The sequence below is a fragment of the Streptomyces sp. HmicA12 genome, from assembly GCF_000373565.1.
GTDB lineage: Bacteria > Actinomycetota > Actinomycetes > Streptomycetales > Streptomycetaceae > Streptomyces.
Map to the genome: position 1 here is coordinate 423,210 of NZ_KB891831.1, position 26,388 is coordinate 449,597.

Below are 26,388 nucleotides of genomic sequence, written 5' to 3' on the forward strand. Positions count from 1 at the left end.
TTCCGTTCGGTTTCCTCGGCGCAACGCGGACGAAACACGGCCTCCCTAGCGTCCCCGACACACCGGTCATGGCTGCAACGGCCGGTGGGCGCGGGGCCGTTCACGGGCCCGGGTGCGAACCAGCCGTCTTCCACCGAGGTTCCCGGGAGGAACGATGGCTGTGGACACACGCGTGCCCGAGCAGGGCGCGCACTCCGAACCCGACCCCGTCGACGTGCGGCCGCCGTGGCGCCGGCTCGTACCGCTGAGCCTGCAGCATCTGCTCGTCGCGTACGCGGGCATGGCCACGATGCCGCTGCTCGTGGGCACCGCGCTGCACCTGCCGGAGGACCGGATCCGGATCCTCATCAGCGCCAATCTGCTGGTCAGCGGGCTCGCCACGCTGCTTCAGTCGCTGGGGTTCAAGAAGCTCGTCGGGGCGCGGCTCCCCCTCGTCATGGGCTCGACGTTCACCGCCATCACCCCGGCGATCCTCATCGGGCAGGACCACGGACTCGCCGCGGTGTTCGGGGCGACGATCGTGTCGGGTCTGGTGACGCTGGCCGTCGCGCCGTGGTTCGGGCGGTGTCTGCATCTGTTCCCGCCACTGGTGACGGGGACCGTGATCGCCGTCATCGGGTTCTCGCTGGTGCCGTCCGCGGCCGGGCTCGTGAGCGGCGGGAAGGGGGGCGGCAAGGGGCTCGCCCTCGCCGCCGTGACCGTCGTCCTGGTGATTCTCGTCGAGCGGCTCGCGCCGCCCGCCCTCGCCCGGTTCTCGGTGCTCGTGGCGATGGCCGTGGGGACCGTGCTCGCCGTGCCGATGGGCCTGTTCGACGGGTCGGGGGTGACGGACGCCGCTGCCGTCACCGTGCCCGAGCCGACGGCGTTCGGGGCGCCCACGTTCGTCGTGCCGGCGATCGCCGCGATGCTCGTGGTCCAGCTCGTGAACATGGTCGAGTCCGTCGGCGACACCCTGGCCGTGGGGCAGATCGTGGGGCGCGGGGACGACGCGCCGACCGTCGTACGGGCGCTGCGCGCGGACGGCGCGGCCACCGTGGTCTCGGGCGCTCTCGCCTCCTTCCCCATCGTGACGTTCGGGCAGTCGGTGGGGCTGGTGAGCGTGACGCGGGTGAAGAGCCGTCATGTCGTGGCACTGTCCGGCGCGTTGATGGTCGTACTCGCCTTCGTGCCGGTGCTCGGGGCGGCCGTCGCCGCCGTGCCGGGGCCCGTGCTCGGCGGGGTGTCGCTCGTCATGTTCGGCACGGTCGGCGCGGTCGGCCTCCGCATCCTCGCGCGGGCCGATCTCACGGACTCCCGCAATCTGCTGACCGTGGCGCTGGCCTTCGGGCTCGGCATGATCCCGGTCGGCGCCCCGGACTTCTACGCGCCGCTCCCCTCGTTCGCGCGCACCGTCCTGGACAGCGGCATCGCCGTCACCGGCATCGTCGCCTTCCTCCTGAACCTGCTGTTCCACCACACGCCCGAACTCCCCTTCCGTCTCCGTAAGGAAGCCGCACGATGAGCATCGACACGATCACCGACGTCACGGTCTACAGCGGCGGCGAGTGGCGTGCCGGTACGGACGTCCACCTCGTCGACGGCCGCGTCCACGCCCTCGTACCGAAAGGTGAACTGCCGCACGGAGAGACGGTGTTGGATGGATCCGGGGCCCATCTCACGCCCGGCCTCGTGAACACGCACACCCACCTCTTCCAGGCCGGGCTGCGCGGCATCGGCGAAGGACTGCCGCTCCTGTCGTGGCTGAGCGCCGTCGGCGAGGAGGCGGTGGCGCTCACCCCCGAGCGGGCCTACTGGACCGCTGCCGCCGCCGCGGCCGAGGCCCTGCGCAGCGGCACGACGACCCTCGTCGAGCACATGTGGCCGCATCCCTCGACCGAGGTGCACGACGCCGTGCTGCGGGCGCTGCGCGACAGCGGGGTGCGGGCCGTGCTGGGCCGCGGGGTCGCCGACCGGGCCGACGGCAGCCGCAAGTGGGGGTTCGACCCGCGCCTGATGCAGCCGCTCAAGGAGTCCCTCGCCCACACGGACGAGCTGATCGGCGCCGCGCGCGGGAGCCGGGTCGAGGTGGGGGTCGCCGTGCCCAATCCGCGGTGCCTGACGCCGGAGGGCATGGCGGCGGTGCGCGCGTTCGCCGACGAACGCGAACTACCGGTCTCCCTGCACCTGTTGGAGACGACCACCGACGACGTGATGTGCCGGGAGCACGCGGGGGTCGGCGCCGTCGAGTATCTGGAGCGGGCCGGCTTCCTGTGGGACCGGCTGCTGGCCGTGCACTGTGTGGAGCTGGATGCGGCGGGGCGCGCGACGCTGGCCCGGCACGGTGTCGGCGTCTCGTACAACCCGCTCAGCAACATGCGGCTCGGCAGCGGCATCGCCCCCGTGCCGGACATGCTGGAGGCCGGCCTGCGGGTCGGGCTCGGGGTGGACGGGGCAGCCAGCAACGACACCCAGGACATGCTGGAGGCGCTGCGCATCGGCGCGTATCTGCAGCGGGCGGCGCACCGCACGTCCGACCTGCTCGGCTTCCCGGAGATGTTCGCGCTGGCCGCGAACGGCGCCAACCGCGTCCTCGGCCTGGAGGAACGCCCCGAAGGCGTGCGGGCGGGTATGCAGGCGGACCTGGTGCTGCACCGCTTCGACCGCGACTACGCCTGCCTTCCCGTACGCGATCCAGGGGCCACCCTGCTGACGTGCGCGGGCACGAGGACGGTGGCGTCCGTGCTGGTCGGCGGCGAGGTGCTGGTCCAGGACGGGGAGCATGTACGGCTGCCCGGAAGCGAGTTGGCGGCCGGCCTCACCTTTACGGCCGCGTAACACCATGATCCGCGGACGAAACACGCGCCGGGCAGGGTGAGGTCATCGCGCACGGCCCCGGGAGACCGGGGCCCGTGCCAGCACACGGCGCCGGACCCGGACGGGGTACGCCGCGACCGTGCCCGCGGACCTCTGAGTGTCCGCGGTGGGGATGCGCAGGGGCGGTGACTGCATCCCGTAGGACCTCACTCCTCAGGAGCGAAAGCCGCGATGACCGACACCACGTACCAGCTTGCCGAGTTGGCCAAGGAAACCCGCATGGGCGGGGCCGGGACGGAGACCTCCGCCCGGGAGATCCGCCGGATCGACCTCACCGACTTCGACGCCCGAAGGGCCGAGATCACCGAGGAGCTGTGGGCGGCCGCCACCGACATCGGCTTCTTCCAGCTCGTCAACCACGGCATCGAACAGCCCGTCGTGGACAGGGCGTTCGCCGACGCCTCCCGCTTCTTCGCCCTGCCCAAGGAGACGAAGGCGCGGCACGGCCTCAAGAAGGGCCTCAACTCCGGCTGGGAGTCCATGACCCAGGTCAGGCCGTCGGTCGGGACGCCGGACCAGAAGGAGTCGTACCAGCTGACGCGGCCGCACATGGACGGCCTGTGGCCCGACGACGTACTGCCGGACTTCCGCGAGCGGACCCTCGCCTTCGAGGCGCGGTGCCGGGAGCTCGCGATGCGCGTACTGGGCTGCTTCGCCGACAAGTTGGGGCTTCCTGAAGGGTTCTTCGCGCGGGCCCACGACCCGGAGAGCGCGCAGTACCAGTCGACGCTGCGGATGCTGCACTACTTCGCGGTGCCCGAGGACGCCGAGATCCCGGCGGACGTGTGGCGGGCGGGCGCGCACACCGACTTCGACTGCCTCACCCTGCTGTTCCAGCGGGACGGACAGGGCGGGCTCCAGGTCTGCCCCGGCAAGGAGGCCGAGGCGCAGGAGTGGACGCCGGTCGAGCCGGCCGACGACGCCATCACCTGCAACATCGGCGACATGCTGATGCGGTGGAGCGACGACAAGCTGCCGTCGAACTTCCACCGGGTGAAGTCGCCGGGCCCGCACGACGACCGGTCGGCGCGCTACAGCATCGCGTTCTTCGCGCAGGCCGACCGTGACGTGGTGATCGAGGGGCCCGAGCGGCGCTACCCGGCGATCACCGCCGCCGACTACATCCAGCAGCGCATCGCTGCCAACTTCGCCCGCTAGGAGGATGGTTGACGTGACGACGCCTGCGACGAAGGTGAAGGCGGGGTTCGGGCGGCTGGCCGTGCTCGGTCTGCAGCACGTGCTCGTGATGTACACGGGGTGTGTGACCGTGCCGCTGGTGTTCGGCGCGGCCGCCGGGCTCGACGCCGCGACGATCGGTCTGCTGATCAACGCCGATCTGCTCGTCGCGGGCGTCGTCACGATGATCCAGGGCGCCGGGGTGGGCCGGATCCTCGGCGTGCGGATGCCGGTGATGGCGGGGGCGGCGTTCACCACGGTGACGCCGATGATCCTGATCGCCGGCGAGTACGGCATCCAGGCCGTGTACGGCTCGATGCTGGCGGCCGGGGTCTTCGGACTCCTCATCGCCTACCCGTTCGCCAAGGCGGTGCGCTTCTTCCCGCCGCTGGTGAGCGGGGTCGTCATCACGGTGGTGGGACTCGCGCTGATCGGGGTGGGGGTCAACCTGGTCGTCGGCAACGATCCGAAGGCCGCCGATCACGCCGCTCCGTCCCGGCTCGCGCTCGCCGCGTTCGTGGTGATCGTGATCCTGCTGGTGGCCCGGTTCGGCCGTGGCTTCCTCGCGCAGACCGGCGTGCTGCTGGGCCTGTTGGCGGGGACGGCGGTGGCGGTGCCGTTCGGCCTCGTCGACTTCTCCGCCGTACGGACGGCGGACTGGGTCGGGGTCAGCGCGCCGTTCCACTTCGGGGCGCCGCAGTTCCCGGCGGTCGCCGTCCTGTCGATGTGCGTGGTGATGCTGGTCCTGTTCGCCGAGTCGACGGCGGACCTGATCGCGGTCGCCGAGCTGACCGGGAAGAAGCTGACGCCCGCCGACATGGCGCGCGGCCTCGCGGCGGACGGCCTGTCCGGGGTGCTCGGCGGCGTCATGAACGCTTTCCTGGACACGGTGTTCGCGCAGAACGTGGGCCTCGTGACGATGACGAAGGTGCGCAGCCGGCACGTCGCGACGGTCGCCGGCGGCATGCTCGTCGTCCTCGGTCTCATCCCCAAACTGGGCGCCCTGGTGGCCGGGCTGCCCCAGCCGGTGGTCGGCGCGGCGGGGCTCGTGATGTTCGCGACCGTCGCCACGGTCGGCATCAACACGCTGCGCAAGGTCGACTTCGACGGCACGCACAATCTGCTGATCGTCGCGGTCTCGATCGGGGTCGGGATGGCCCCGGAGGTGGCGCCCGACCTGTACTCGCGGTTCCCGGAAGGCGTCGGGATCGTGCTCGGGTCGCCGGTGACCAGCGCGACGCTGCTGGCGTTCGGACTGAACCTGGCGTTCAACGGGGGTCGTACGGCGCGGGCCGGGGTGCCGTCGCCCGAGGGCACGGGAACGGAGCGCGTCGAGGCCGCGGCCTAGGTTCCGGGGGCCGGGAAATCGCTTCCGCCAAGATCACGGCAGCGGGTACGGTCGCCGGATGCTCGCGCCGCGGCCGCCCGTCGTGCCGTGCGAGAGCCCCGACACCTCCCGCCGGAAGAAGGTCACGTCCATGGCATGCCGCATCAGCGAACTCGTTCTGCAGTGCCGTGACCCGGACGCCATGGCCGAGTTCTGGTGCGCGGTCCTGGACTTCGTCGTCCTCAGCCGCGAGGGCGAGGTCGACGGCGAAGAGTACGGCGTCGAGATCGGACCGCGTGAGGGATACGGCGGCGCGCAGCCGGTGCTCTTCCTGCTGCGCCACGAGGCACCGGACAACTCCGCGCACCCGCTGCACATCGACGTCAGCGCCACCGACCGCGACCAGGACGCCGAGCTGGAGCGGCTGCTGTCCCTCGGGGCCGGGCCGGCCGACATCGACCAGGGCGCGGACGTTCCCTGGAAGGTGCTCGCCGACCCCGAGGGCAATGTGTTCTGCCTGCTCAAGGGCCGCGTCAAACCGCTCGAAGGATCTGCCACCAGTGACCACTGACACCCGTGTGGGCCCCCCGCACTTCGGCTCGGAACGCGACACGCTGCGGGCCTTCCTCGACTACCAGCGCGCGACCCTCGCCATGAAGTGCGAGGGCCTCACCGACGAGGAACTGCGGCAGCGGTCGATGCCACCGTCGACGCTGTCGCTGCTCGGCCTGGTCCGGCACATGGCCGAGGTCGAACGCACCTGGTTCCGCCGGTGCTTCGAGGACAACGACGCGCCCATGGTCTGGTCCGACAAGATCGACTTCCAGGCCGCGTACGACGCGAGTGCCTCGACCCGGGCCGAGGCGTTCGGGGCGTGGGAGACCGAGGTGGAGAACTCCCGTCGGATCGAGCGGGAGGCCGCGTCGCTGGACGTCGCCGGGCATCAGCCGCGGTGGGGCGAGGACGTGTCGCTGCGCATGGTGATGGTGCACGTGCTCCTGGAGTACGGCCGGCACAACGGGCACGCGGACTTTTTGCGCGAGGGGGTCGATGGCACCGTCGGGGCGTAGTCGTTGCTGGTCGTGATTCGGCTGCGGGCCGGTGGGGGCTGGTCGCGCAGTTCCCCGTGCCCCTGAGAGATCCGCGTCTGCCCCACGGGGGTCTCGTCGCGACCTGACGGCCGGTGGTCCTGCTGCGCGCAGTTCCCCGCGCCCCGCCGGGGGCGGGGGGCTACGCGACCGGTCCCCACCGGCCGTCAGCCGACGAACAGGCTCACCCCGCGTGGACAGGACCGCCCCGGCCGACCAGCGGCACCCCGCTCCCGCCCCGCCGTACCGCCACGATCTCCGCGCCGATCGACACGGCCGTCTCCTCCGGGGTGCGGCCGCCGAGGTCGAGGCCGATGGGCGAGCGCAGCCGGGCGAGTTCGCGGTCGCCGAGGCCCGCATCGCGCAGCCGCCGCAGACGGTCGTCGTGGGTGCGCCGCGACCCCATCGCGCCGACGTACGCGACGGGCAGCCGCAGCGCGACCTCAAGGAGCGGGATGTCGAACTTGGCATCGTGCGTGAGCACGCACAGCACCGTGCGCGCGTCCGTCTCCGTGCCCCGCAGATAGCGGTCGGGCCACTCGACGACGACCTCGTCGGCCTCCGGGAAACGGGCCGGCGTCGCGAACACCCCGCGCGCGTCGCACAGCGTCACGTGGAACCCGAGCAGCTTGCCGACGCGGACGAGCGCCCCGGCGAAGTCGACCGCGCCGAACACGATCATCCGCGCGGGCGGCACGCTCGACTCGACGAAGAGCGTGACGTCGCTGTCGCAGCCCGTCTCGCTCTGCGGCACCACGCACGTCCCGGTGTGCCCGAGGTCGAGCTGGGCGCGGGCCTGCGCGGCGAGCCCCGCGTCGTCGGCCGTGCCGAGCGCGCCCTCGTACGTGCCGTCGGGGCGGACAAGCACCAGGCCCGCGCCGCCGTCGAGGAGCCGGGCCAGGGCCACCGCCTCCCCGCGCGCCGCGAGCGCGAGGGCCGTGCGAACCGTCGTACGGGACGAGGAGTCGGCCCGGACGGGGACGACGTGGACCTCCACGACCCCGCCACAGGACAGGCCGACCGCGAACGCGTCGTCGTCGCTGTAGCCGAAGCTCTCCCTGATCGGCGTCCCGTCCGCGAGGGCCCGCTCGCACAGTTCGTAGACCGCGCCCTCGACGCAGCCCCCGGAGACCGAGCCGATGACCTCGCCCGCGCTGTCGACGGCCAGGGCCGCGCCGGGCGGCCGGGGCGCGCTGCCGCTCACCGAGACGACGGTGGCGACAGCGAACTCCCGGCCCTGGTCGGCCCACCCGGCCAGTTCGGCGGCGAGGTCAAGCATGCCGCTCCGTCTCGGCCTCCGCGAGCAGTACCCGGTCGGGCCGGATCGGCAGATCGCGGTGCCGGACCCCGGTGGCGTGCCAGACCGCGTTGGCGATCGCGGCGGACGTCCCCACGATGCCGATCTCACCGATGCCCTTGATCCCGACGGGGTCGTCCGGGTCCGGGTCATCGACCCAGTCGGCCTCGATGTCGAGGATGTCGGCGTTGGCCGCGAAGTGGTAGCCGGCGAAGTCCGCGCCGACGTGCCCGCCGGACGTCTCGTCGCGCACGGCCTCCTCGTGCAGCGCCATCGAGACGCCCCACGTCATGCCGCCCACCAACTGGCTGCGCGCGGTGAGCGGGTTGATGATCCGGCCCGCGGCGAAGACGCCGAGGAGCCTGCGTACGCGTACCTCGCCGGTCGCCACGTCGACCGCCACCTCGGCGAACTGCGCGCCGAACGAGTGCCGTTCCTTCTGCGCCAGTTCCCCGACGAGTGCCGCGGTGTCCGTACGCACCGTGATGCCGCCCTCCGGGATCTCGCCCGAGGCCAGCGGCAGGCGCTCGCGCAGTTCGCGGGCCGCGGCCATGACGGCCCAGCCCCAGGAGCGCGTGCCCATGGAGCCGCCGGAGACCCAGGCGGGCCCGAAGTCGCTGTCGGCGATGCGGACCTCGACCCGCTCCGGGGCGACGTCCAGCGCATCGGCGGCGATCGCCGTGAGGGCCGTACGCGCTCCCGTGCCGACGTCCGACGCGGTGATCCGGACCGTGTACGTGCCGTCCGGCTCGGCGGTCACCGAGGCCGTGGACGGGGCGACCCCGGAGGGAAACGTGGACGCCGCGACACCGGTGCCGATCAGCCAGCGGCCCTCGCGGCGCACGCGTGGCCGCGCGTCTCGGTCGGCCCAGCCGAAGCGCCGTGCGCCCTCCTCGAAGCAGGCCAGCAGGTTGCGGCTGCTGAAGGGCAGGCCGGAGACGGGGCCCACGTCCGGTTCGTTGCGGACGCGGAGCGCGATCGGGTCCATGCCGAGCTTCTCGGCGAGTTCGTCGAGCGCGCACTCGACGGCGAACGAGCCCGGCGCCTCGCCCGGAGCCCGCATGAACGTCGGTGTCGGCACGTCCACGGGCACGACGTGGTGCACGGTGTGGTGCGCGTCGGCCGCGTACATCGCGCGCCCGTACCCGGCACTCGACTCGACGAACTCCCGCAGGTGCGAGGTGACGCAGCTCGCCTCGTGCCCGAAGGCGCGCAGCCGTCCGTCGGCGTCGGCACCGAGCCGCATGCGCTGCGCGGTCGGGCTGCGGTACCCGGTGGCCGCGAAGACCTGGCGGCGCGTCAGGGAGATGCGGACCGGCCGCTGCAGCTGGGTCGCTGCCATCACGGCGGCGACGTGGTGGGGCCGGACGCCCTTGGAGCCGAAGGCCCCGCCGACGTGCTCGGACGTGACGCGCACGGCCGACAGGTCGAGGGAGAACAGCTTGGCCAGCTCGTCGGCGACCCACATGCTGCCCTGGTTCGAGTCGACGACCTCGAGGCGCCCGTCCTCCCAGCGCGCGGTGCACGCGTGCGGCTCCATGGCGCTGTGGTGCTGCTCGGGCGTCGTGTACTCGGCGTCCAACACCACGGCGGAGGAGGCGAGTTCGGCCTCCAGGTCACCCTTGGTCTCCGTCAGGGCGTCCGGCGTGTAGGCGGCCGGGTGGTCGGCGCGGAAGACGCTGTCGTGCGGCTCGGTGTCGTACGTGACGGTGAGCGCCTCCGCGGCCTCGCGCGCCTGCTCGGACGTCTCGGCGACGACCAGCGCCACGGGCCAGCCCGCGTGCGGCACCCGGTCGTCCTGGAAGACGCCGAGGATCGGGTCGGGTGCGCCGAGCTGGCCGATGTAGTCGGTGGTCACGCGGGGCGCGTTCCCGTGGTGCAGGACGGCGAGGACGCCGGGCATCCCGCGCACCGCCTCGTCGCCGATCCCGCTGATCCGGCCGCGTGCCACGGTGGACAACACCAGCCAGCCGTGGACGAGTTCGGTGAACGGCAGCTCGCTCGCGTAGCGCGCCGCGCCGGTCACCTTCTCGACGCCCTCGATCCGGGTCCGCGCGATCCCGGACGCGTTCGTCGCGGCGGGCTTCACAGTGGTGGTCATCGGCCGGCCTCCTGGTCCAGATCGGCGAGTCCGGCGAGCTCGGTGAGCATCGCCACGGCGAGATTGCGCAGCAGGGGAACCTTGTACGCGTTCTGCGGCAGCGGGCGGGCCGCGGCGAGCTCGGCGTCGGCCGCGGCGGCGAACGCCGCACCGGTGGCGGGCCCGCCGAGCAGCGCCTGTTCGGCGGCATGCGCCCGCCACGGCCGGGACGCGACCGCCCCGAAGGCCAGCCGTACGTCCCGCACGACGCCGTCCCGCACATCGAGCGCGGCTGCGGCGGACCCGATGGCGAAGGCGTACGAGGCGCGTTCGCGCACCTTGCGGTAGCGGGAGTGGGCGGCGACCGGCGCGGGCGGCAGGGTGACGCCGGTGATGAGCGCGCCGGCCGGCAGCGCGGTCTCCAGATGAGGTGTGTCACCGACGGGCAGATAGAAGTCGGCCAGCGCCAACTCGCCCGAGCCGTCGGCGGTTTCGTAGGTGACGACGGCGTCGAACGCGGCGAGCGCGACGCCCATGTCGGACGGGTGCACGGCCACGCAGTGCTCGCTCGCGCCGAGGACGGCGTGATTGCGGTGCTCGCCCTCGACGGCCGGGCAACCGCTGCCGGGCGTCCGCTTGTTGCACGGCTTGCTGACGTCGGTGAAGTAGCCGCAGCGGGTGCGCTGCAGCAGATTGCCGCCGACGGTCGCCATGTTCCGCAGCTGCCCGGAGGCCCCGGCGAGCACGGCCTGCGTCAACGCGGGGTAGTGGCGCCGCACTTCGGGATGGGCGGCGAGATCACTGTTGGTGACGGTCGCGCCGATCCGCAGTCCGCCGTCGGGGGTCGACTCCACCCGGTCCAGGGGGAGTTCCCGTACGTCGACGAGGCGCGCGGGGCGCTCGACCCCGGCCTTCATCAGGTCGACGAGATTGGTGCCGCCCCCGAGGAACCGCGCCTCGGGATCGGCGCCGAGCACCGCCACGGCACCCGACACGTCGAGCGCCCGCTCGTATCCGAACTCCCTCACGCCACCTGCTCCTTCGCCTCGTCGGCAGCCTGGCCGTCGACCTGTCCGTCAACGTGCTCGGCGGCCTGCGCGACGGCCCGCACGATCGACACGTACGCGCCGCAGCGGCACAGATTGCCGCTCATCCGCTCCCGGATCTCCTCCGGGGTCAGCGGTGGTGGCCCCGCCTCGGGCCGCACGTCGTCGGTCGCCGCGCTCGGCCAGCCCGCCGCGTGCTCCTCGAGGACGGCGAGCGCCGAACAGATCTGGCCCGGCGTGCAGTAGCCGCACTGATAGCCGTCGGACTCCAGGAAGGCCTGCTGGACCGGGTGCAGCCGGTCGCCCTCGGCGATCCCCTCGATGGTGGTGATCTCCCGCCCCTCGGCGGCGACCGCGAGCTGGAGGCAGGACACGGCGCGACGTCCGTCCACGAGCACGGTGCACGCGCCGCACTGGCCCTGGTCGCACCCCTTCTTCGTGCCGGTCAGATCGAGGCGCTCGCGCAAGGCGTCGAGCAGGGTGGTGCGGTGGTCGACGGGCAGGGTGTGCTTCTCCCCGTTGACGTGCAGAGTGACAGTGCTGGACGCAGAGTTGGCAGAGTTGTCGGCCGAAGCCATGAACAGCCTTCTTTCGCATATCCGTTGCTCTGGTGCAAAAAGAATCGGCGCTGTACTCGGAAAGCGCGGGCCACTATGGTGACCCTAAGTGGACATCTGTCCGTTCTATGGTTCTTGAACGTAGTGGACAACTGTCCGTTCATCAAGGACGCTTCCGCGCCACGGCCCGAGGAGGACGCGTGCGCCACCCGGACAAGCAGGCCCCCCTGCGCTCGGACGCCCAGCGCAACCGCGAGCGCATCCTGGAAGTGGCCCTGGCCGAGCTGACCCGGTCGGCCACCGCGCCGCTGAGCGCGATCGCGAAGAAGGCCGGTGTCGGGCAGGGCACTTTCTACCGGAACTTCCCGAGCCGTGAGGCGCTCGTCCTGGAGGTGTACCGGTACGAGGTGCAGCAAGTCGCCGACACGGCGGCCCAGTTGCTGTGCAGCCGGCCGCCGGACGTGGCACTGCGCGAGTGGATGGACCGGCTCGCCCAGTACGCGATGGCCAAGGCGGGCCTGGCGAACGCGCTGCGCGAGGCGACGACCGCCCGCGGCACGTTCAAGAGCATCGCCCACGACCTGCTGACCGAGGCCGTCACACTCCTGTTGGCCGCGAACGAGGCGGCGGGCACGATCCGCCCGGGCGTCACGCCCGACGACTTCATGCTGGCGATCGCGGGACTGTGGCAGATCGACCCGGGCGGCGACTGGCAGTCCCGCGCGGGGCGCCTGCTGGATCTGGTGATGGACGGGTTGCGGGCGGGGGCGCGCGGCTGAATCTCTCGCGGTGCCGCCGCCCGCGACGGCGCTACGAGCGCTTGCGGGGCTTGCCGCGCTTGTTGCCCTGCTGCTTGCTTCCTTGCTGCTTGTTGCCGCCCTGCTTGGCGCCGCCCTGGGGCTTTGCGCCCTGGCGACGGCCGCCGGCCGCCTTCGGACGGGCCGCGCTCTTCCCCGTACCGGCGGGCTTCTTCGCGGCCCGCCTGTCGTCCTGCCCGGCCGGAGACGTGGCGCGGCCCCGGGAACTGTTCACCGTCCGACCGCGCACGATGCCGATGAAGTCCTCGACCCGGTCGGTGGTGCGCTCCTCCGGCCAGGCGAGCGCGACGCCCGACTCCGGCGCGTCCGTGACCGTGCGGTACGTGAGGTCGCGACGGTGGTGCAGGCGGGCCAGGGACTGCGGCACGACGAGCAGGCCGACCCCCGCGGCGACCAGCTCGACGGCGTCGGCGGTGGTCGCGGGCCGCTCGAAGGCGGCCTGTCCGGGCGGGCGCTCCTCCCACTCCAGTACGTCGTCGAGCGGGTGCTGCACGATCTCGTCGGCGAGGTCCGCGACCGAGACCTCCTCGACGGCGGTCACGAGGTGGTCCTTCGGGGCCACGACGACGGTCGTCTCCGTGTAGAGGGGGATGGCGCTGAAGAACGTACGGTCCACGGGCAGCCGCACCAGACCCGCGTCGGCCTCCCCGCGCCGCAGGACGTCGGAGACCTCCGCGGCGGACACGGGGACGAGGGTCAGCGGGACGTCGGGCAGGCGCTCTTTCCAGATCCGCACCCACTTGGCGGGGGTCGCTCCGGGAACGTACGCGAGCCTGAACCCGGGGACCTCGGGCTGTGCGGGGGTTTCTTCCGTGCCTGTCACGCGGCAAGGCTACCCGCCGTGGTCGGACCTCTCCGCTCGGCTCGATACCCTTGACCTCATGAGTTCGCACCAGACCACCCAGACCATGAAGCCCGCCACCGCGGCGAAGAAGCTGGGTGTGTACCTCGACGCCACGCCCGCCGACTTCCGGGAGGGTGTCGTCACGCGCGCCGAGCTGGCCGCGCTGCAGGCCGATCCGCCGCAGTGGCTCACCGACCTGCGCGCCGACGGCCCGCACCCGCGTCCGGTCGTCGCGCAGAAGCTGGGCGTCTCCATCGCGGGCCTCGCCCGCGGCGGTGTCACCGAGGCGCTCACCACGGAGCAGATCGACGCGCTCAAGGACGAGAACCCGGAGTGGCTGCGGAAGGAACGTTCCACGCAGGCGGACGTCCGCAAGGAGAACGTCCGCATCAAGCAGAAGCACGCGGACGAGGCGGAGAAGCGGGCCCGCTCCTGAGTTCCCCGGGCCGCTGATCCGTCTGCCGGGTGCGGCGTCTGCGGGGTGGTGGGGCTTCTCGCGCCCCGCGGCGGAGCCGCTGATCGGCACAGCCCCGCGCCCCTGAAGCGAGCTTCGCTCGCCCAGGGGAGGCTGCGCGCAGCGCATGCCTCAGGGGCGCGGGGAACTGCGCGCAGCAGGACCACCGGCCCGCAGACGCCCACGCACCCCCGACCCGGCGGAGCCAGCCGCGTCCCAGCCCAGCGCCAACCCCCCGGCCGCCAGCAGCGCGCCCAGCACCACCGCGGACGCCACGCCCCAGCCCAGCGGCGCGGCCACCCCCGCTCCCACCGCCCCCGCGACGAAGTACAGCAGCAGGTAGACCCCGCTGAGACTCCCGCCCCGCTCCGGATCGACCCCGAGGATGCGGGACTGGTTCGCGGCCTGCGCGGTGAAGCACCCGGCGTCGACGAGCGCGAGCCCGAGCCCCGTCACCCAGGGCCGCCCGAGCCCGGTGCAGAGCAGCGCGGCGCCCACCGCGGCGACGGCCATGCTCACGCAGATGACGGCCCGCGGCGAGTACCGGTCACCGAGCCGCCCTGCCACCGGCAGCGCGGCGAAGCCCAGCGCACCGGCCAGGCTGTAGAGCCCGATGGCCGCGGCGCCGAGATCGTACGGCGGCTGCGCGAGCCGTACCGTCAGCGCCACCCACACCAGGCTGAACGCGAAGTACCACAGGCAGCCCTGGACGACGGCGCGGCGTAGCGTGCGATGGCGGCGCAGCAGCCCGGGCAGGGCCGCGAGCGTGGCCAGGTAGCCGCTCTGCGGCGCGGGCCGCTCCCCGGGCAGCCGCCACCACGCGCCGCCCGCGCAGACGAGCACGAGCCCGGCGAAGACCAGCAGCATGCCGCGCCAGCCGAGCGCGTCCGCGAGCGCCCCGCCGACGAGCCGGCTGAGCAGGATCCCGGCCGACATCCCGGCGGCGACCAGCGACACGGCCGCGCCGCGCCGCTCCCCCGGGACGCCGCGCCCCGCGATGGCCGAGGCCATGGCGCTCACGCTGGCGCCCGCGCCCACGACGACGTACGCGACGAGCAGCTGTCCGAGCCCGCTCGCGCTCGCCGCCAGCAGCAGGCCGGCCGACAGGAGCGCGAGCTGCCCCGCGACGAGGCGGCGCGGCGCCGCGCGGTCGACGAGCGGCATCAGGAACGCGAAGCCCGCGATGCACCCGGCGAGCGCGGCCGTGGTGACGAGGCCGATGGCGGCGGCCGACGTCCCGGTGTCGCGGGCGATGTCACCGAGGGCGGGCTGGACGGCGTAGTTGTTGGCGATCGCGACGCCCGCGACGCAGCCGAGGAGCGCGACACCTCCCCGGGCCAGGCTCACGGTGCCTCCCCGCGCACGAGGACGACGGCGTAACGGCATTCCCGGTCCGTGGCGTTGACGAAGACGCACGGCGCCGGGGCGCCCAGTTCGACCGTGTCACCGGCGTCCAGTTCGTGCACCGCGTCGCCCTCGTGGAAGGTGAGCCGCCCGTCGAGCACCCAGATGGTCTGCCGGTGGAACGCGAACGCCGCCGCGGGGTAGGGCACGCGGGCCCCGGCGGGCAGCCGGATCTCGGCCACTTCGGCGGGGAACCCGGGGCCGGAGATCTGGCGCCGCGCGTACCCCGTACCGGGGTCGTGCCACCGGGGTGCCTCGTCCGCGCGCCGGACCCGCTCCGCCTCCCCCGTCCCGTCCGGGTCGAGCAGTGTGGCCACGCTGAGCCGGAACGCCGCGGACAATTTGCCGAGCACCACCGCGGTCGGGTTGCTCTCGCCCCGCTCGATCCGGTGGATCATGGCGCGCGAGACCCCCGACGCGTCGGCGAGCTCGGCGAGCGTCCAGTGCCGCCGGTCCCGCTCGGCACGGATGCGGGCACCGATGCGCTCCACCAGGGGATCTACGATATTGGACATGGATCTACGATATGAGACGCGGCCGGGGTCCGTGAAGGTCCGTCCGGCCCACCCCGCCGACCTGGACGCCGTCCTCGCCATCCGCAATCACGCCATCGAGCACGGCACGGCCCTGTGGACGGACACCCCGCAGACCCGGGACGAGGGCGTGGCGTGGCTCGGCGCGCACCTGGAGCGCGGTTCGGCGTACGTGGCCGACAGCGCGGGCGAGGTCGTCGGGTTCGGCGTCTACGGCCCCTGGAAGGACTACTCCGGCTTCCGGCACACGGTCGAGAACTCGGTCTACGTCGCCGAGGGCCACCACGGCCGCGGCATCGGCTCCGACCTCCTGGGCACGCTGGTCACCTCGGCCTCGGCGGCGGGCCTGCACGTCATGATCGCCGGTATCGAGGCGCGGAACACCGCGTCGGTCCGCCTGCACGAACGCCACGGCTTCGAACACGCGGGCACGGTGCGCGAGGTGGGCACGAAGTTCGGCCGGTGGCTCGATCTGACCCTGATGCGGCGGCAGTTGGACTGAAGCCGGCCGGCGAGGGGCGAGCGGTGGTCAGCGGGCCCCTCCCGGCCCCGCCCCGCGGTCTCGCGCGCGGACCAGTGCCGCGTCCAGGGCCTGGCGGGTGTCGTCGGGGAGCCAGCCCCGGTTCGTCCACCGCACCACCTGGTCCGCGATCTCCCGCAGCTTGGTGTTCGTGTGCTGGGAGACCTCCTTCAGGACGTCCCAGCCCTGGTCCGGCGTCAGTCCGCCGAGCGCGATGACGACGCCGATCGCCTGGTCGACGACGGTGTGCGAGGCGATGGCCTGGTGCAGCTGACGCACCTCGTCCTGCAGCACCGTGATGCGGCGGTGCGCCCCGTCCTGCCGTGCCATGGCGCACCGCACCTCCGACCTTCTTCCTCCGGCCCGGCGCAGCGCGCATCGGCGTGGCGCCGACTCCGGGCGCACACACCACTGTGCTCACCCCTGGTCACCCCCCACCACACGGCAAACGAACAGTGCTGGTCACGCCTGTCCGTAAAACGAAGTCGGCCCGCCACGGCCTCACTTGTTCCGTGGCAGCGCGACCGCCCACGGCCTTACTCTGCCTGCGGATACACGGCAGACGGACGCACTAGGTGAGGCGGCATGAGCACCCTGCACTTCGACAGCAGCGATCTCGAGGTGACGGAGGACTTCCTCTCCCGCAACTACGCGCGGATGCGCATCGGGAACGGCAGCCCCGGCACCAGCCGGGCGCGCATCACGCGCGAGACGATGCCGGGCGTGACGGTCGACGAGCTCGACCTCGACTTCGACATGAGCTACGCGGTGACGCCGCTGCGGAAGATCTGCCTGTGCATCGTCCACGAGGGCACCGTCCAGGACCACGCGTTCGGGGACGTCGAGGACGCCTTCGGCCCCGGCGACGTCGTGTCGTTCGCCCCGCCCGAACTGCCCTACCAGGGACGGATCTGCGGCGCCCGCTACAACATCACCATGCTGGACCCGGAGCTGCTGACCCGGGTCGCGGCCGGCGATCCGCGGGCGAAGCCGGGCCCGGTGCGGCTCACCGGTCACCGGCCCACCTCGGCCGCCACGGCCGCGCATCTGCGGCAGACCGTCATCCACGTACGCGACCACGTGCTGGCCGATCCCGCGGTGGCCGCCGAACCGCTGATCGTGTCGACCGCCGCCCAGCACCTGGCCGCGAGCGTGCTGGCGGCCTTCCCCAACACCGCGCTGACCGAGCCCACCGGGACCGACCGGCACGACGCCCACTCGGCCACGCTGCGCCGCGCCGTCGCCCACATCGACGGCCACGCGCACGAACCGCTCACGGTGGCGGAGATCGCCGCCGCGGCCCATGTCACGGTCCGCGCGCTGCAGTACGCGTTCCGGCGGCATCTGGACACGACACCGCTCGCCTACCTGCGCAGGGTGCGCCTGACGCACGTTCACGAGGAACTGCGGGCCGCCGATCCGGACTCGGGGCTGACGGTCACCGCGGTCGCCGCACGCTGGGGCTTCTACCATCCCGGGCGCTTCGCGATGCTCTACCGGGACGCCTACGGGCACCCGCCGCACCACACGCTGGCCGGTCACTGACCACCACGTCCCGTGCCACTCCCCTCGTCCCACCACCGAGACGTGACGACCCCCCAGCCCCCGGAGGCCGTGCCTTGCAACCCGACGCCTGTGAACCGCAGTCCGCGCCCGACGCCACCGAGGCGTCCGAAGCGCAGGCGGCACTGGAGACCGAGATCGCCCGGCTGCGCGACTCGATGGGCGCCCGCGCCGGGATCGACCAGGCGGTCGGCGTGATCCTCACCATGGGCCGGATGACGCCCGCCGAGGCCTGGGACGTCCTGCGGGAGGTCTCCATGCGCACCGACGTCACGGTGCGTCAGGTGGCGCGGCAGCTGGTCGAGTACGCGCGTTCCGGCGAGCTCCCCCGGCCGGTCCGGGACGAGCTGGAGCGACAGGTGATGCGGCGCGGCCCGGACGGCCGGTAGGCCGGGACCACCGTCCGGCCTCAGAACACCTTCGTTCATGTCAGTGAACACTAAACACATACATGGTTATTGACGTGCGCATGGCAGCAGCTCTACCGTCCGCAGAAAGGGCTTTCCCCCTCCGATTATGGCGCCCCGGAGTGACCCCGTTCATGGATTCAAACCAGCCACGTTCACGCATCGGGAGACGAACCATGAAGTTACGAGCCGCGAGACCCGTCATCGCCCTCTCCTCCGCCGGTCTGCTGGCCGGCGCCCTCGTCGCCGTGTCCGGCACCTCCGCGCAGGCCGCGACCGTCCGCTACGAGGCCGAGTCCTCCCCCGCCGTCTGCACCGGCGCCGTCGAGACCGAGTGGTCCGGCTACTCGGGCAGCGGATTCTGCAACGCCACCAACGCCGTCGGCGCGTACGCCCAGTTCACCGTGACCGCACCCGCATCGGGCACGGCGACTCTCGGCGTGCGCTTCGCCAACGGCACCACCACCGCCCGGCCCGCGAGCGTCGTGGTCAACGGCACGACCGTGACCACCGCGTCGTTCGAGGGCACCGGAGCCTGGACCGGCTGGACGACCAAGACGCTGACCGTCCCGGTGAACGCGGGCAGCAACACGATCCGGCTGAACCCCACCACCGCGAACGGCCTGGCCAACATCGACTACGCCGACGTCGAGACGTCCGGCGGCACCACCACCCCGCCCGCGAGCGGTGCGCTCTACGTGGCGCCGGGCGGGACCGACGGCGCGGCCGGCACGATCGACGCCCCGACCACCCTCACCTCCGCGATCGGCCGGGTCACCGCGGGCGGGACGATCTACCTGCGCGGCGGCACGTACAGCCAGTCCTCGACGATCACGGTCCCGGCCGGGAACAACGGGACGTCCGCCGCCCGCACCACGATCTCCGCGTACCAGAGCGAGAAGCCGGTGCTCAACTTCTCGGCGCAGAGCGAGAGTTCGACGAACCGCGGGCTCCAGCTGTTCGGCAACTACTGGCGCGTCCACGGCATCACGGTCGAGCACGCCGGTGACAACGGCATCTACATCGGCGGCAGCCACAACGTCGTCGAGCGCACGGTGACCCGCTTCAACCGGGACACGGGCCTGCAGCTCGGCCGGACCGCGTCCAGCACGCCCGCCGCCGACTGGCCCGCCGACAACCTGATCCTGAGCGCCGAGTCGCACGACAACGCCGACTCGGACGGCGAGGACGCGGACGGCTTCGCCGCGAAGCTCACCACCGGCACCGGGAACGTGTTCCGCTACGCCGTCTCCCACAACAACATCGACGACGGCTGGGACCTGTACACGAAGTCGGACACGGGGGCGATCGGCCCGGTCACCGTCGAGGACTCCCTCTCGTACAACAACGGCACGCTCAGCGACGGCTCCCAGGCCGGCAACGGCGACCGCAACGGCTACAAGCTGGGCGGCGAGGACATCGCCGTGAACCACATCGTGAGGCGCAGCTTCGCGGTGAAGAACGGCAAGCACGGGTTCACCTGGAACAGCAACCCGGGCACGATGGCGGTCTCGAACAACGTCGCCGTCGACAACGGCGAACACAACTTCAGCTTCGACGGCGGCAGTTCGGTCTTCCGCGGCAACACCTCGTGCCGCACGGGCAGCGGCACCAACGACCGGATCATCGGCGACTCCGACAGTTCGAACCAGTTCTGGTCCGGGACGAACGGCTCCCGGTGCTCCGCGTACACGGGCGCCCTCGGCTGGTCGTACGCCTCGGACGGCAAGCTCGTCGTGACGTTCGGGGGCAGCGCCGTCACCCCGTAGGCGATCCGCCCACCGCTTCGGCCCGTCCCGCGCGTGCGGGGCGGGCCGATGGCACGATCCGTGGGATGCGTGTCGTTGACGCCATTCGCCGGGGCGCTGAGGGTGGAGGGGTGACACAGCGCCGCATCGTCTTCGTCATCTTCGACGGGTTCCAGTCGCTCGACCTCGTCGGCCCGTACGAGGTGTTCCAGCACGGGGGCCGGCTCGGCGGCCCGTACGCGTGCGAGGTCGTCGCCCCGACGGGCGGGCCGGTGCGCTCGCGCAGCGGGCTGCTCACGCACGCCGAGCACTCCCTGGCCGAGCGGGATCCGGCGGGTGTGGACACGCTCGTGGTGGCCGGGGGCCGGGGGGTCGACCGGGCCCGGGAAAATCCGGAGCTGGTCGGCTGGGTCCGCGAGGCGGCGCTCGGGGCCCGGCGCGTCGCCTCGGTGTGCAGCGGGGTGTTCCTCCTCGCGGCGGCCGGTCTGCTCGACGGGCGCCGGGTCACCACGCACTGGTCCCGCGAGCGTCAACTCGCCGCGGAGCACCCGGAGATCGTCGCGGACTGCGGGCCCATCTTCATCCGCGACGGGCACATCTGGACCTCGGCCGGGGTCACCGCCGGCATGGATCTCGCCCTCGCACTGGTCGAGGACGATCTGGGCCGCGACCTCGCGCACACCGTCGCCCGCGACCTGGTGCTCTTCCTGCGCAGGCCGGGCAACCAGGCGCAGTTCAGCGTGGCCATGGCGACGCGGCAGCCGGGCACCGACCCGATCCGGGCCGCCGTCGCCGCGATCCAGGCGGACCCCGGGGCCCGGCACAGCATCTCCGACCTGGCCACGCACGCCGCGCTGAGCCCGCGGCACCTGCAGCGCCGGTTCACCGCCGAGGTGGGCGTGACGCCCGCCGTGTACGTGGAGCAGGTACGGGTGGAGGCGGCGCAGCGCTCGCTCGCGGAGGGGAACGAGCCGCTGGAGTCGATCGCGCGGCGGCACGGTTTCGGCACGGCGGAGACGCTGCGGCGCACGTTCCACCGCAGGCTCGACGTCGCCCCGTCCGAGTACCGGGCCCGCTTCCGTTCGACCAACGCCTCTTGAGAGGGAGTTCACCATGACCGTGTACGGACTGCTCGTCTTCGACGACGCCGAGGACCTGGATGTCGTAGGACCGTGGGAGGTGTTCACCACCTCCGCGCAGCTGCGCGGAGGCGCCGACAGCGCCGTGCTCGTCGCCGAGCGCCTCGGCCCCGTGCGCTTCGCGAAGGGGCTGCGCGTCCTGCCCGACCACACCCTCGACGACCACCCGCCGCTGGACGTGGTCGTCGTGCCCGGTGGTGTGGGCGCGCGCACCGCCCAGGTGGACAACTCGGTGGTGACCGGCTGGCTCGCCAAGACCGCGGAGCGGGCGCGGTGGACGCACAGTGTGTGCACCGGCGCCTTTCTGCTGCATGCCGCCGGGCTGACCCGAGGGCGTCGCGTCGCCACGCACCGGCACCACGAGGAGCGGCTGGAGGCGCTGGGAGACGTCACCGTGGTGCGGGACGCCCGCTATGTCGTCGACGGCGATCTGCTGACCAGCCAGGGCGTCTCGGCGGGCATCGACAGCGCGCTCTGGCTCGTCGGGCGGCTGCACGGCCGTGACCATGCCCGCGCGGTGCGCAGCGCTCTGCAGTACGAGCCGGCGCCGCCGTACCTGGCGGACGAGCCCGCCGCCTGAGCCGATGTCCGGCGCGGCCAGATTCTTTCGCCTCATGGCCGTCTGGCCACTGATGGCGGCCGGGGCGAGGGCGCACGATCGGAGGCATGAACTTCCTCTGGGTCTTCGCCCATCCCGAACAGCGCTCCCTCAACGGTTCCCTGATGACCGACGCGCTCGCCGCCCTCGACGGGCTCGGGCACGCGCACCGGGTGTCCGACCTGTACGCGATGAAGTGGAAGGCGGTGGTCGACGCCGACGACTTCGGCGGGACGGCCGGGCGTGAGCGGCTGTTCGTCGGGGCCGAGCAGGAACGTGCGTACGCGGAGGGCGAGTTGAGTGCCGACATCCGCGCCGAGATCGAGAAGATCGCCTGGGCCGACGTCCTGGTGTTCCACTTCCCGCTGTGGTGGTTCGGGCCTCCGGCGATCCTCAAGGGCTGGTTCGACCGGGTCCTGGTGCAGGGGCTCGGGTTCGGCGTGAAGGCTGCGGACGGACACACCCGCAGGTACGGCGACGGCGGTCTGGCAGGGAAGCGGGCCCTGGTCGTCACGTCGGTGGGGGCGCGGCCGTCCGGGTTCGGACCGCGCGGGATCCACGGGCACGTGGACGAGGTGCTGTTCCCGCTGCTGCACGGCACGTTCTGGTACACGGGGATGGCGCCGCTGGAGCCGTTCGTCGCGTACGGGGCGGACCGGCACGGTGCGGCGGACTACGCCCGTACGTCCGCCGCGCTGCGGGAGCGGTTGCGCACCCTGCCCGACGCCGAGCCGCTGGACTTCCGGCCCGAGGCGGGCGGCGAGTACGACGAGGGGCTCGTCCTGCGGCCCGGCCTCGCGGCGGGCCGCGACGGCCTGGGCGTGCATCTGCGGGGCTGAGCCCCGCCGCGTCATCCGAGCGTGCGGGGCGCGAAGGTCTGCGGTGCGCGGACCATGAACACGTCGACGGGGTCCTCGGACTCGACGGTGAACCCCAGCCGCTCGTAGAGCCGCTGGGCCTGGCTGCCCCGCAGCACGTTCAGCCGGACCACGACACCGTCCCGGTCGCAGCGTTCCAGGAGGTGGTGCAGCACGGCCGTGCCGATGCCGCTGCCCTGGAGGTGCGGCGAGAGGAAGAAGTGCTCCACCCAGCGGCAGTCGTCGGCGGGGCGCAGGGCCACGCATCCGGCGAACGCGCCGCCGACCTCGATCACCCAGGCGTACGCGGGCACGAAGCTGTCCCGGAACCGCTGCCGCACCCGGTGCGGGTCGAACCGGCCGAGCCGCTCCAGATCGGGTCGCATCACCACGGCCCGCAGTTCGACGATCGCCTCGACGTCGCCCGCGTGAGCAGGTCGTATCTCCCAGTCCGCCATGCACACGACCCTACCCGGGGCACGCGGCGGGACCCGCTCCCACCTGGGCCGCCGTCCCGTACGACGTCGAGCGGGGCCCGGTGGCGATGGCCGGCCGGGACGGCGCCCTCTCTCTCCCCGCCGTCCTGCGTGAGCAAGGGTTCCGCGGGCACTCGGGCGGTCCGCACGACCCGTCCCGAGGATCCGAGGAGAGGCGCATGAACCATGACGAGCGCGACGAGGTCCCAGGGACCGAAGTGGCGGGCCCGACGGATCTTCCCGCCCGGTCCTGGACCGCGGTGCTGCGGCGCACGGCCAAGGAGTTCCTCGACGACGACCTGCCGGACAAGGCGGCCGCGCTCACCTATTACGGCGTGCTGTCGCTGTTCCCCGCGCTGCTCGTCATGGTGTCGCTGCTCGGTGTGATCGGTGAGGCGGCGACCGATGCCGTCCTCGACAATCTGCGCCATCTCGCGCCGGGCCCCGCCCGCGACCTGCTGGGTCAATCGGTGCGGCAGTTGCGGGACGCGAGCGGCGCCAGCGGTGTCGTCGCCGTGCTGAGCCTGCTGGCGGCGGTGTGGTCGGCGTCCAGCTATGTCGCCGCGTTCATCCGGACCGCGAACACGGTGTACGACCTGCCGGAGGGCCGCCCGGTGTGGAAACTCACGCCGCTGCGCCTCGCGCTGACCGTCGCGCTGATGGTGCTGCTCGCGGTGAGCGCGGTGATCGTCGTGTTCACCGGGCCGCTCGCCCGGCGGGCCGGTGACACGCTCGGTGTCGGTGACGCCGCGCTCACCACCTGGAACGTCGCCAAGTGGCCGGTGCTGCTCGTGCTGGTCGCCCTGATGGTCGCGCTGCTGTTCTGGCGGGCGCCCAACGTCCGTGGCCCGGGGTTCCGTTGGCTGAGTCCGGGCAGCGTCCTCGCGGTCGTGCTGTGGCTGGTGGCTTCGGGCGGCTTCGCGCTCTACGTCGCCAACTTCGGCTCGTACAACAGGACGTACGGGACGCTGGCGGGTGTCGTCATCTTCCTGATCTGGCTGTGGCTGTCCAACCTGGCGATCCTGCTGGGCCTGGAACTCGACGCCGAGCTGGCCCGGCAGCGAGCCATCACCGGCGGACATCCCGAGGGCGAGGAGCCGTACGTCGAGCCGCGCGACACCCGCAAGTGGCCGGCCAGGCTGCGCCGCCGGGCGGCTCGGGACGCCAAGCCGCCGGCCTGACGATGATTCAGAATCTTCACATTCTCACGATCCCGGGCGCGAACGAAGGTGAGATGCTGCCCTCCCGGACATGCGGCGCACGAGGCCGACGGGAAGGGCGTTACCGATGGGCAGAGGTGGGCGCGCGGAGGCCCTGGAGCCCGGGGCCGGTACGCGCGGCATCGGCAGGCGCCGCTTTCTCGGCTACGTCCTGGCGGCCCCGACGCTCGTGACCGCGGCGGAGCTCGGCGCGGCTCCCGGGGCCGCGGCGGACGGCGTTCCGTCCCTGGAGGTCACCGATGTGGTCGACCTCAACGACGTCCTGACGCTGGCGGCGAAGCCGACGTCGAACCTCGTCAAGGTCACGGTGAACACGGACGGCACGGTGTCGTTCGCGCTGCCGCGGGCCGAGGTCGGACAGGGCATCACGACGTCCACGGCGATGCTGATCGCCGAGGAGCTGGACGTGCCGCTGGACCGGGTGCGGGTCGAACTGGCCGACGCGCGGCCCGAGTTGTTGTTCAACCAGCTCACCGGCGCCTCGAACACCACCATCTCGACGTTCACGCCCGTCCGGGTCGCGGCCGCCGTGGCGCGGGGACGGCTGCTCGACGCGGCGGCGCTCGAACTCGGCGCGCCGGTACGGGATCTGACCATCAAGGCCGGCGCCGTCACCGACCTGCTCGGCAACACGATCGGCATCGGCGAACTCGCGCGGAAGGCGGCGAGCGGCACGGAGCGTCCGGTGTCGGTGGAGCTGAAGGAGCGGGCGGACTTCACCGTCATCGGCACCCCGCGGAACCGGATCGACGCGCTCGCCGCCGTCACCGGGCGCAAGCGGTTCGCCATGGACCTCGACGTCCCGGACGCGCTGCCGACCATGGTGTGCCGGCCGCCGACGGTGAACGGCACGGTCGGCTCGGTGGAGAACCTCGACGAGGTGCGGGCCATGTCCGGGGTCACCGATGTGGCCGTCGTGTCGACCGGGGTCGCGGTGCGGGCGCGGACGTTCGGCCGGTGCATCGACGCGGTGCGCGCGCTGCGGGTGACCTGGCGGGCGGGCACCGCGGAAGGCACGTCCGACGCGAGCGTGCGGGAGGAGCTGCGCAAGGCGGAACTGCCCATGGGGCTGCCGTCGTTGACGCCTTCGGTGGAGGAGACCTTCACGTTCCACTTCCGTGGCAACAGTGCGCTGGAGACCAACTGTGCCATCGCCGACGTGCGGGCTGACCGGGCGGAGATCTGGTCCGGTCTCAAGTCGCCGATCGTGGCGCAGGCCGCCGTCGCGGCGAAGCTCGGCCTGCCGCAGGGCGCGGTCACCGTCCATGTCACGGAGGGCGGTGGCTCGTTCGGGCGGAAACTGTTCTTCGACGCGGCGCTCGAGGCGGCCGAGGTGTCCAGAGAGCTGGGCAAGCCGGTGAAGCTGATGTGGCACCGGGCCGACGACGCACGTCAGGGCCGCGTCCATCCCATGGCGACGTCCCGGGTCCGCGCGACGCATGTCGGGGGCTCGGTGCTGAGTTTCAAGCAACGGCACACGAGTGTCTCCACCGACCTCGGGCACGGGCTCGGCGAGGCGCTCACCGCGCTCGCGGCGAAGCTGCCGGTGGGGGACATCGGTTTCTCCGAGACGTTCTTCCAGCTGTCGCAGTCGATGCCGTACGGCTTCGGCGCGTACAGCAGGCTGCTGTCCGAGGTCGACAAGGGCTTCAACACGGGCAGCATGCGGGGCGTCTACTCCCCCGACGTGACGTGTGCGCGCGAGCTGATCGTGGACCGGCTGGCGGCGAAGATGGGCAAGGACCCGTACCGCTTCCGGCGGGACTTCGTGCGCGACGACCGGGCGAAGGCGGTCCTGGACAAGGTCGCTGAGGCCGGGAGCTGGGGCCGGACGATGCCGTCCGGCACGGCCCAGGGCATCGCCTTCCACGGCGAGTACCACTCGGCCTGCGCGGTCCTGGTGGAGCTCGACTGCCGCGAGGAGACCGTCAACCGGCCGATCCGGGACGGGGTCGCCGGGCCGCGGGTGACGAAGGCGGTGCTCGCCGTGGACGTGGGCCTGGCGGTGAACCCGCGCGGTCTGGAGGCGCAGATGATGGGCTGCCTCATGGACGGCATCGCCCAGACGCTGACCTCCAGCCTCCATCTGCGGGGCGGCGCTTTCCTGGAGGCCAGCTGGGACAACTACTTCTACACCCGGCAGTGGAACACCCCGCCCGAGCTGGAGATCATCGTCATGCCGACGACGACGGGCGCTCCCGGCGGGGCCGGTGAGCTCGGGGTGGCCGCCTCGATGGCGGCGGTGGCCTGTGCGTACGGCCGCGCCACCGGCACGATGCCGACCAGCTTCCCGATCAACCACGGCACGCTGTCGTTCACACCGAAGCCGACCGTGCCGCCGGTACCCGCGTCGCCCACCGACGGCCTCGACCACCTCCGCTGA

At 72.5% G+C, this 26,388-nt stretch carries 26 protein-coding genes; 17 read left to right on the forward strand and 9 right to left on the reverse strand.

Annotated features, from left to right (window positions below):
* Positions 1 to 154 precede the first annotated feature (154 nt).
* The 6 genes from B072_RS0132075 (at position 155) to B072_RS0132100 (ending at position 6,426) form a co-directional block, all read left to right on the forward strand.
* The gene (locus tag B072_RS0132075; RefSeq protein ID WP_078506647.1) at positions 155 to 1,501 is read left to right on the forward strand and encodes a uracil-xanthine permease family protein; all 1,347 of its coding nucleotides are present in this window, start codon (positions 155 to 157) and stop codon (positions 1,499 to 1,501) included.
* The gene (locus B072_RS0132080; protein WP_018534068.1) at positions 1,498 to 2,814 is read left to right on the forward strand and encodes an amidohydrolase family protein; all 1,317 of its coding nucleotides are present in this window, start codon (positions 1,498 to 1,500) and stop codon (positions 2,812 to 2,814) included. Before B072_RS0132075 ends, B072_RS0132080 begins: the two co-directional genes overlap by 4 nt.
* A gap of 210 nt (positions 2,815 to 3,024) precedes the next feature.
* Entirely contained in the window at positions 3,025 to 4,011 is a 987-nt protein-coding gene (locus B072_RS0132085) for an isopenicillin N synthase family dioxygenase (protein ID WP_018534069.1), read from the forward strand.
* 4 nt (positions 4,012 to 4,015) lie between these two features.
* On the forward strand, positions 4,016 to 5,377 hold the full coding sequence (locus B072_RS0132090; RefSeq protein WP_026246520.1) for a nucleobase:cation symporter-2 family protein: 1,362 nt from the start codon (positions 4,016 to 4,018) through the stop codon (positions 5,375 to 5,377).
* Between the two features lie 130 nt (positions 5,378 to 5,507).
* Complete coding sequence (locus B072_RS0132095) at positions 5,508 to 5,927, forward strand: VOC family protein (protein ID WP_026246521.1); 420 nt, start codon at positions 5,508 to 5,510, stop codon at positions 5,925 to 5,927.
* Entirely contained in the window at positions 5,917 to 6,426 is a 510-nt protein-coding gene (locus B072_RS0132100) for a DinB family protein (protein WP_026246522.1), read from the forward strand. The genes B072_RS0132095 and B072_RS0132100 overlap by 11 nt, the downstream gene beginning before the upstream one ends.
* Before the next feature lie 202 nt (positions 6,427 to 6,628).
* Here the strand turns inward: B072_RS0132100 and B072_RS0132105 are convergent, their stop codons facing one another.
* From B072_RS0132105 to B072_RS0132120, 4 genes are read right to left on the reverse strand one after another with little or no spacing between them, the layout of a single operon-like run.
* Positions 6,629 to 7,723 carry an XdhC family protein gene (locus B072_RS0132105; RefSeq protein WP_018534073.1) on the reverse strand — a complete coding sequence of 365 codons (1,095 nt, stop codon included), beginning with the start codon at positions 7,721 to 7,723 and terminating at the stop codon, positions 6,629 to 6,631.
* Positions 7,716 to 9,842 carry a xanthine dehydrogenase family protein molybdopterin-binding subunit gene (locus B072_RS0132110; RefSeq protein WP_018534074.1) on the reverse strand — a complete coding sequence of 709 codons (2,127 nt, stop codon included), beginning with the start codon at positions 9,840 to 9,842 and terminating at the stop codon, positions 7,716 to 7,718. The genes B072_RS0132105 and B072_RS0132110 overlap by 8 nt, the downstream gene beginning before the upstream one ends.
* Positions 9,839 to 10,849, reverse strand: a complete 1,011-nt coding sequence (locus tag B072_RS0132115; RefSeq protein ID WP_018534075.1) for an FAD binding domain-containing protein — start codon at positions 10,847 to 10,849, stop codon at positions 9,839 to 9,841. The genes B072_RS0132110 and B072_RS0132115 overlap by 4 nt, the downstream gene beginning before the upstream one ends.
* Positions 10,846 to 11,445 (reverse strand): (2Fe-2S)-binding protein, encoded by a 600-nt coding sequence (locus B072_RS0132120; protein WP_018534076.1) that lies wholly within the window; start codon positions 11,443 to 11,445, stop codon positions 10,846 to 10,848. The genes B072_RS0132115 and B072_RS0132120 overlap by 4 nt, the downstream gene beginning before the upstream one ends.
* 179 nt (positions 11,446 to 11,624) lie before the next feature.
* On the opposite strand from B072_RS0132120, the gene B072_RS0132125 reads away from it, so the two are divergent.
* Positions 11,625 to 12,203 (forward strand): TetR/AcrR family transcriptional regulator, encoded by a 579-nt coding sequence (locus tag B072_RS0132125; protein ID WP_018534077.1) that lies wholly within the window; start codon positions 11,625 to 11,627, stop codon positions 12,201 to 12,203.
* Positions 12,204 to 12,234: 31 nt separating this feature from the next.
* On the opposite strand, the gene B072_RS0132130 is transcribed toward B072_RS0132125, so the two are convergent.
* Positions 12,235 to 13,065, reverse strand: a complete 831-nt coding sequence (locus tag B072_RS0132130; protein ID WP_078506649.1) for a LysR family substrate-binding domain-containing protein — start codon at positions 13,063 to 13,065, stop codon at positions 12,235 to 12,237.
* Positions 13,066 to 13,123: 58 nt separating this feature from the next.
* Here B072_RS0132130 and B072_RS0132135 point away from each other — a divergent pair, with 58 nt between their 5' ends.
* Complete coding sequence (locus tag B072_RS0132135; RefSeq protein WP_018534079.1) at positions 13,124 to 13,522, forward strand: DUF5997 family protein; 399 nt, start codon at positions 13,124 to 13,126, stop codon at positions 13,520 to 13,522.
* A 150-nt stretch (positions 13,523 to 13,672) separates the two neighbouring features.
* On the opposite strand, the gene B072_RS0132140 is transcribed toward B072_RS0132135, so the two are convergent.
* Both B072_RS0132140 and B072_RS0132145 read right to left on the reverse strand, forming a co-directional pair.
* Positions 13,673 to 14,887, reverse strand: a complete 1,215-nt coding sequence (locus B072_RS0132140; RefSeq protein WP_018534080.1) for an MFS transporter — start codon at positions 14,885 to 14,887, stop codon at positions 13,673 to 13,675.
* Positions 14,884 to 15,459: a helix-turn-helix domain-containing protein gene (locus B072_RS0132145; RefSeq protein WP_043245069.1), complete on the reverse strand. Its 576-nt coding sequence runs from the start codon at positions 15,457 to 15,459 to the stop codon at positions 14,884 to 14,886. Before B072_RS0132145 ends, B072_RS0132140 begins: the two co-directional genes overlap by 4 nt.
* Here B072_RS0132145 and B072_RS0132150 point away from each other — a divergent pair.
* Positions 15,458 to 15,979 carry a GNAT family N-acetyltransferase gene (locus tag B072_RS0132150; RefSeq protein ID WP_026246524.1) on the forward strand — a complete coding sequence of 174 codons (522 nt, stop codon included), beginning with the start codon at positions 15,458 to 15,460 and terminating at the stop codon, positions 15,977 to 15,979. The genes B072_RS0132145 and B072_RS0132150 overlap by 2 nt on opposite strands.
* Positions 15,980 to 16,006: 27 nt before the next feature.
* Here the strand turns inward: B072_RS0132150 and B072_RS0132155 are convergent, their stop codons facing one another.
* Positions 16,007 to 16,327, reverse strand: a complete 321-nt coding sequence (locus B072_RS0132155) for an ANTAR domain-containing protein (protein WP_018534083.1) — start codon at positions 16,325 to 16,327, stop codon at positions 16,007 to 16,009.
* Positions 16,328 to 16,582: 255 nt separating this feature from the next.
* Between B072_RS0132155 and B072_RS0132160 the strand changes: the two genes are divergently transcribed.
* The 6 genes from B072_RS0132160 to B072_RS0132185 all read left to right on the forward strand — a co-directional run bounded on the left by B072_RS0132160 (position 16,583) and on the right by B072_RS0132185 (position 22,291).
* Positions 16,583 to 17,542, forward strand: a complete 960-nt coding sequence (locus tag B072_RS0132160) for a helix-turn-helix transcriptional regulator (RefSeq protein WP_018534084.1) — start codon at positions 16,583 to 16,585, stop codon at positions 17,540 to 17,542.
* Positions 17,543 to 17,616: 74 nt separating this feature from the next.
* Complete coding sequence (locus tag B072_RS0132165) at positions 17,617 to 17,949, forward strand: ANTAR domain-containing protein (protein ID WP_018534085.1); 333 nt, start codon at positions 17,617 to 17,619, stop codon at positions 17,947 to 17,949.
* Between the two features lie 194 nt (positions 17,950 to 18,143).
* Positions 18,144 to 19,736 (forward strand): carbohydrate-binding protein, encoded by a 1,593-nt coding sequence (locus B072_RS0132170; protein ID WP_018534086.1) that lies wholly within the window; start codon positions 18,144 to 18,146, stop codon positions 19,734 to 19,736.
* A gap of 110 nt (positions 19,737 to 19,846) precedes the next feature.
* A complete protein-coding gene (locus B072_RS0132175; protein WP_018534087.1) occupies positions 19,847 to 20,815 on the forward strand; it encodes a GlxA family transcriptional regulator in 969 nt (322 codons plus the stop codon).
* A gap of 13 nt (positions 20,816 to 20,828) precedes the next feature.
* The gene (locus tag B072_RS0132180; protein WP_018534088.1) at positions 20,829 to 21,434 is read left to right on the forward strand and encodes a DJ-1/PfpI family protein; all 606 of its coding nucleotides are present in this window, start codon (positions 20,829 to 20,831) and stop codon (positions 21,432 to 21,434) included.
* A gap of 86 nt (positions 21,435 to 21,520) precedes the next feature.
* Complete coding sequence (locus tag B072_RS0132185; protein ID WP_018534089.1) at positions 21,521 to 22,291, forward strand: NAD(P)H-dependent oxidoreductase; 771 nt, start codon at positions 21,521 to 21,523, stop codon at positions 22,289 to 22,291.
* A gap of 11 nt (positions 22,292 to 22,302) precedes the next feature.
* On the opposite strand, the gene B072_RS0132190 is transcribed toward B072_RS0132185, so the two are convergent.
* Entirely contained in the window at positions 22,303 to 22,767 is a 465-nt protein-coding gene (locus B072_RS0132190) for a GNAT family N-acetyltransferase (RefSeq protein WP_018534090.1), read from the reverse strand.
* 197 nt (positions 22,768 to 22,964) lie between these two features.
* Here B072_RS0132190 and B072_RS44600 point away from each other — a divergent pair, with 197 nt between their 5' ends.
* Together B072_RS44600 and B072_RS0132200 are read left to right on the forward strand one after the other, a co-directional pair.
* On the forward strand, positions 22,965 to 23,966 hold the full coding sequence (locus tag B072_RS44600) for a YihY/virulence factor BrkB family protein (RefSeq protein WP_018534091.1): 1,002 nt from the start codon (positions 22,965 to 22,967) through the stop codon (positions 23,964 to 23,966).
* Positions 23,967 to 24,072: 106 nt separating this feature from the next.
* Entirely contained in the window at positions 24,073 to 26,388 is a 2,316-nt protein-coding gene (locus B072_RS0132200; RefSeq protein WP_018534092.1) for a molybdopterin cofactor-binding domain-containing protein, read from the forward strand.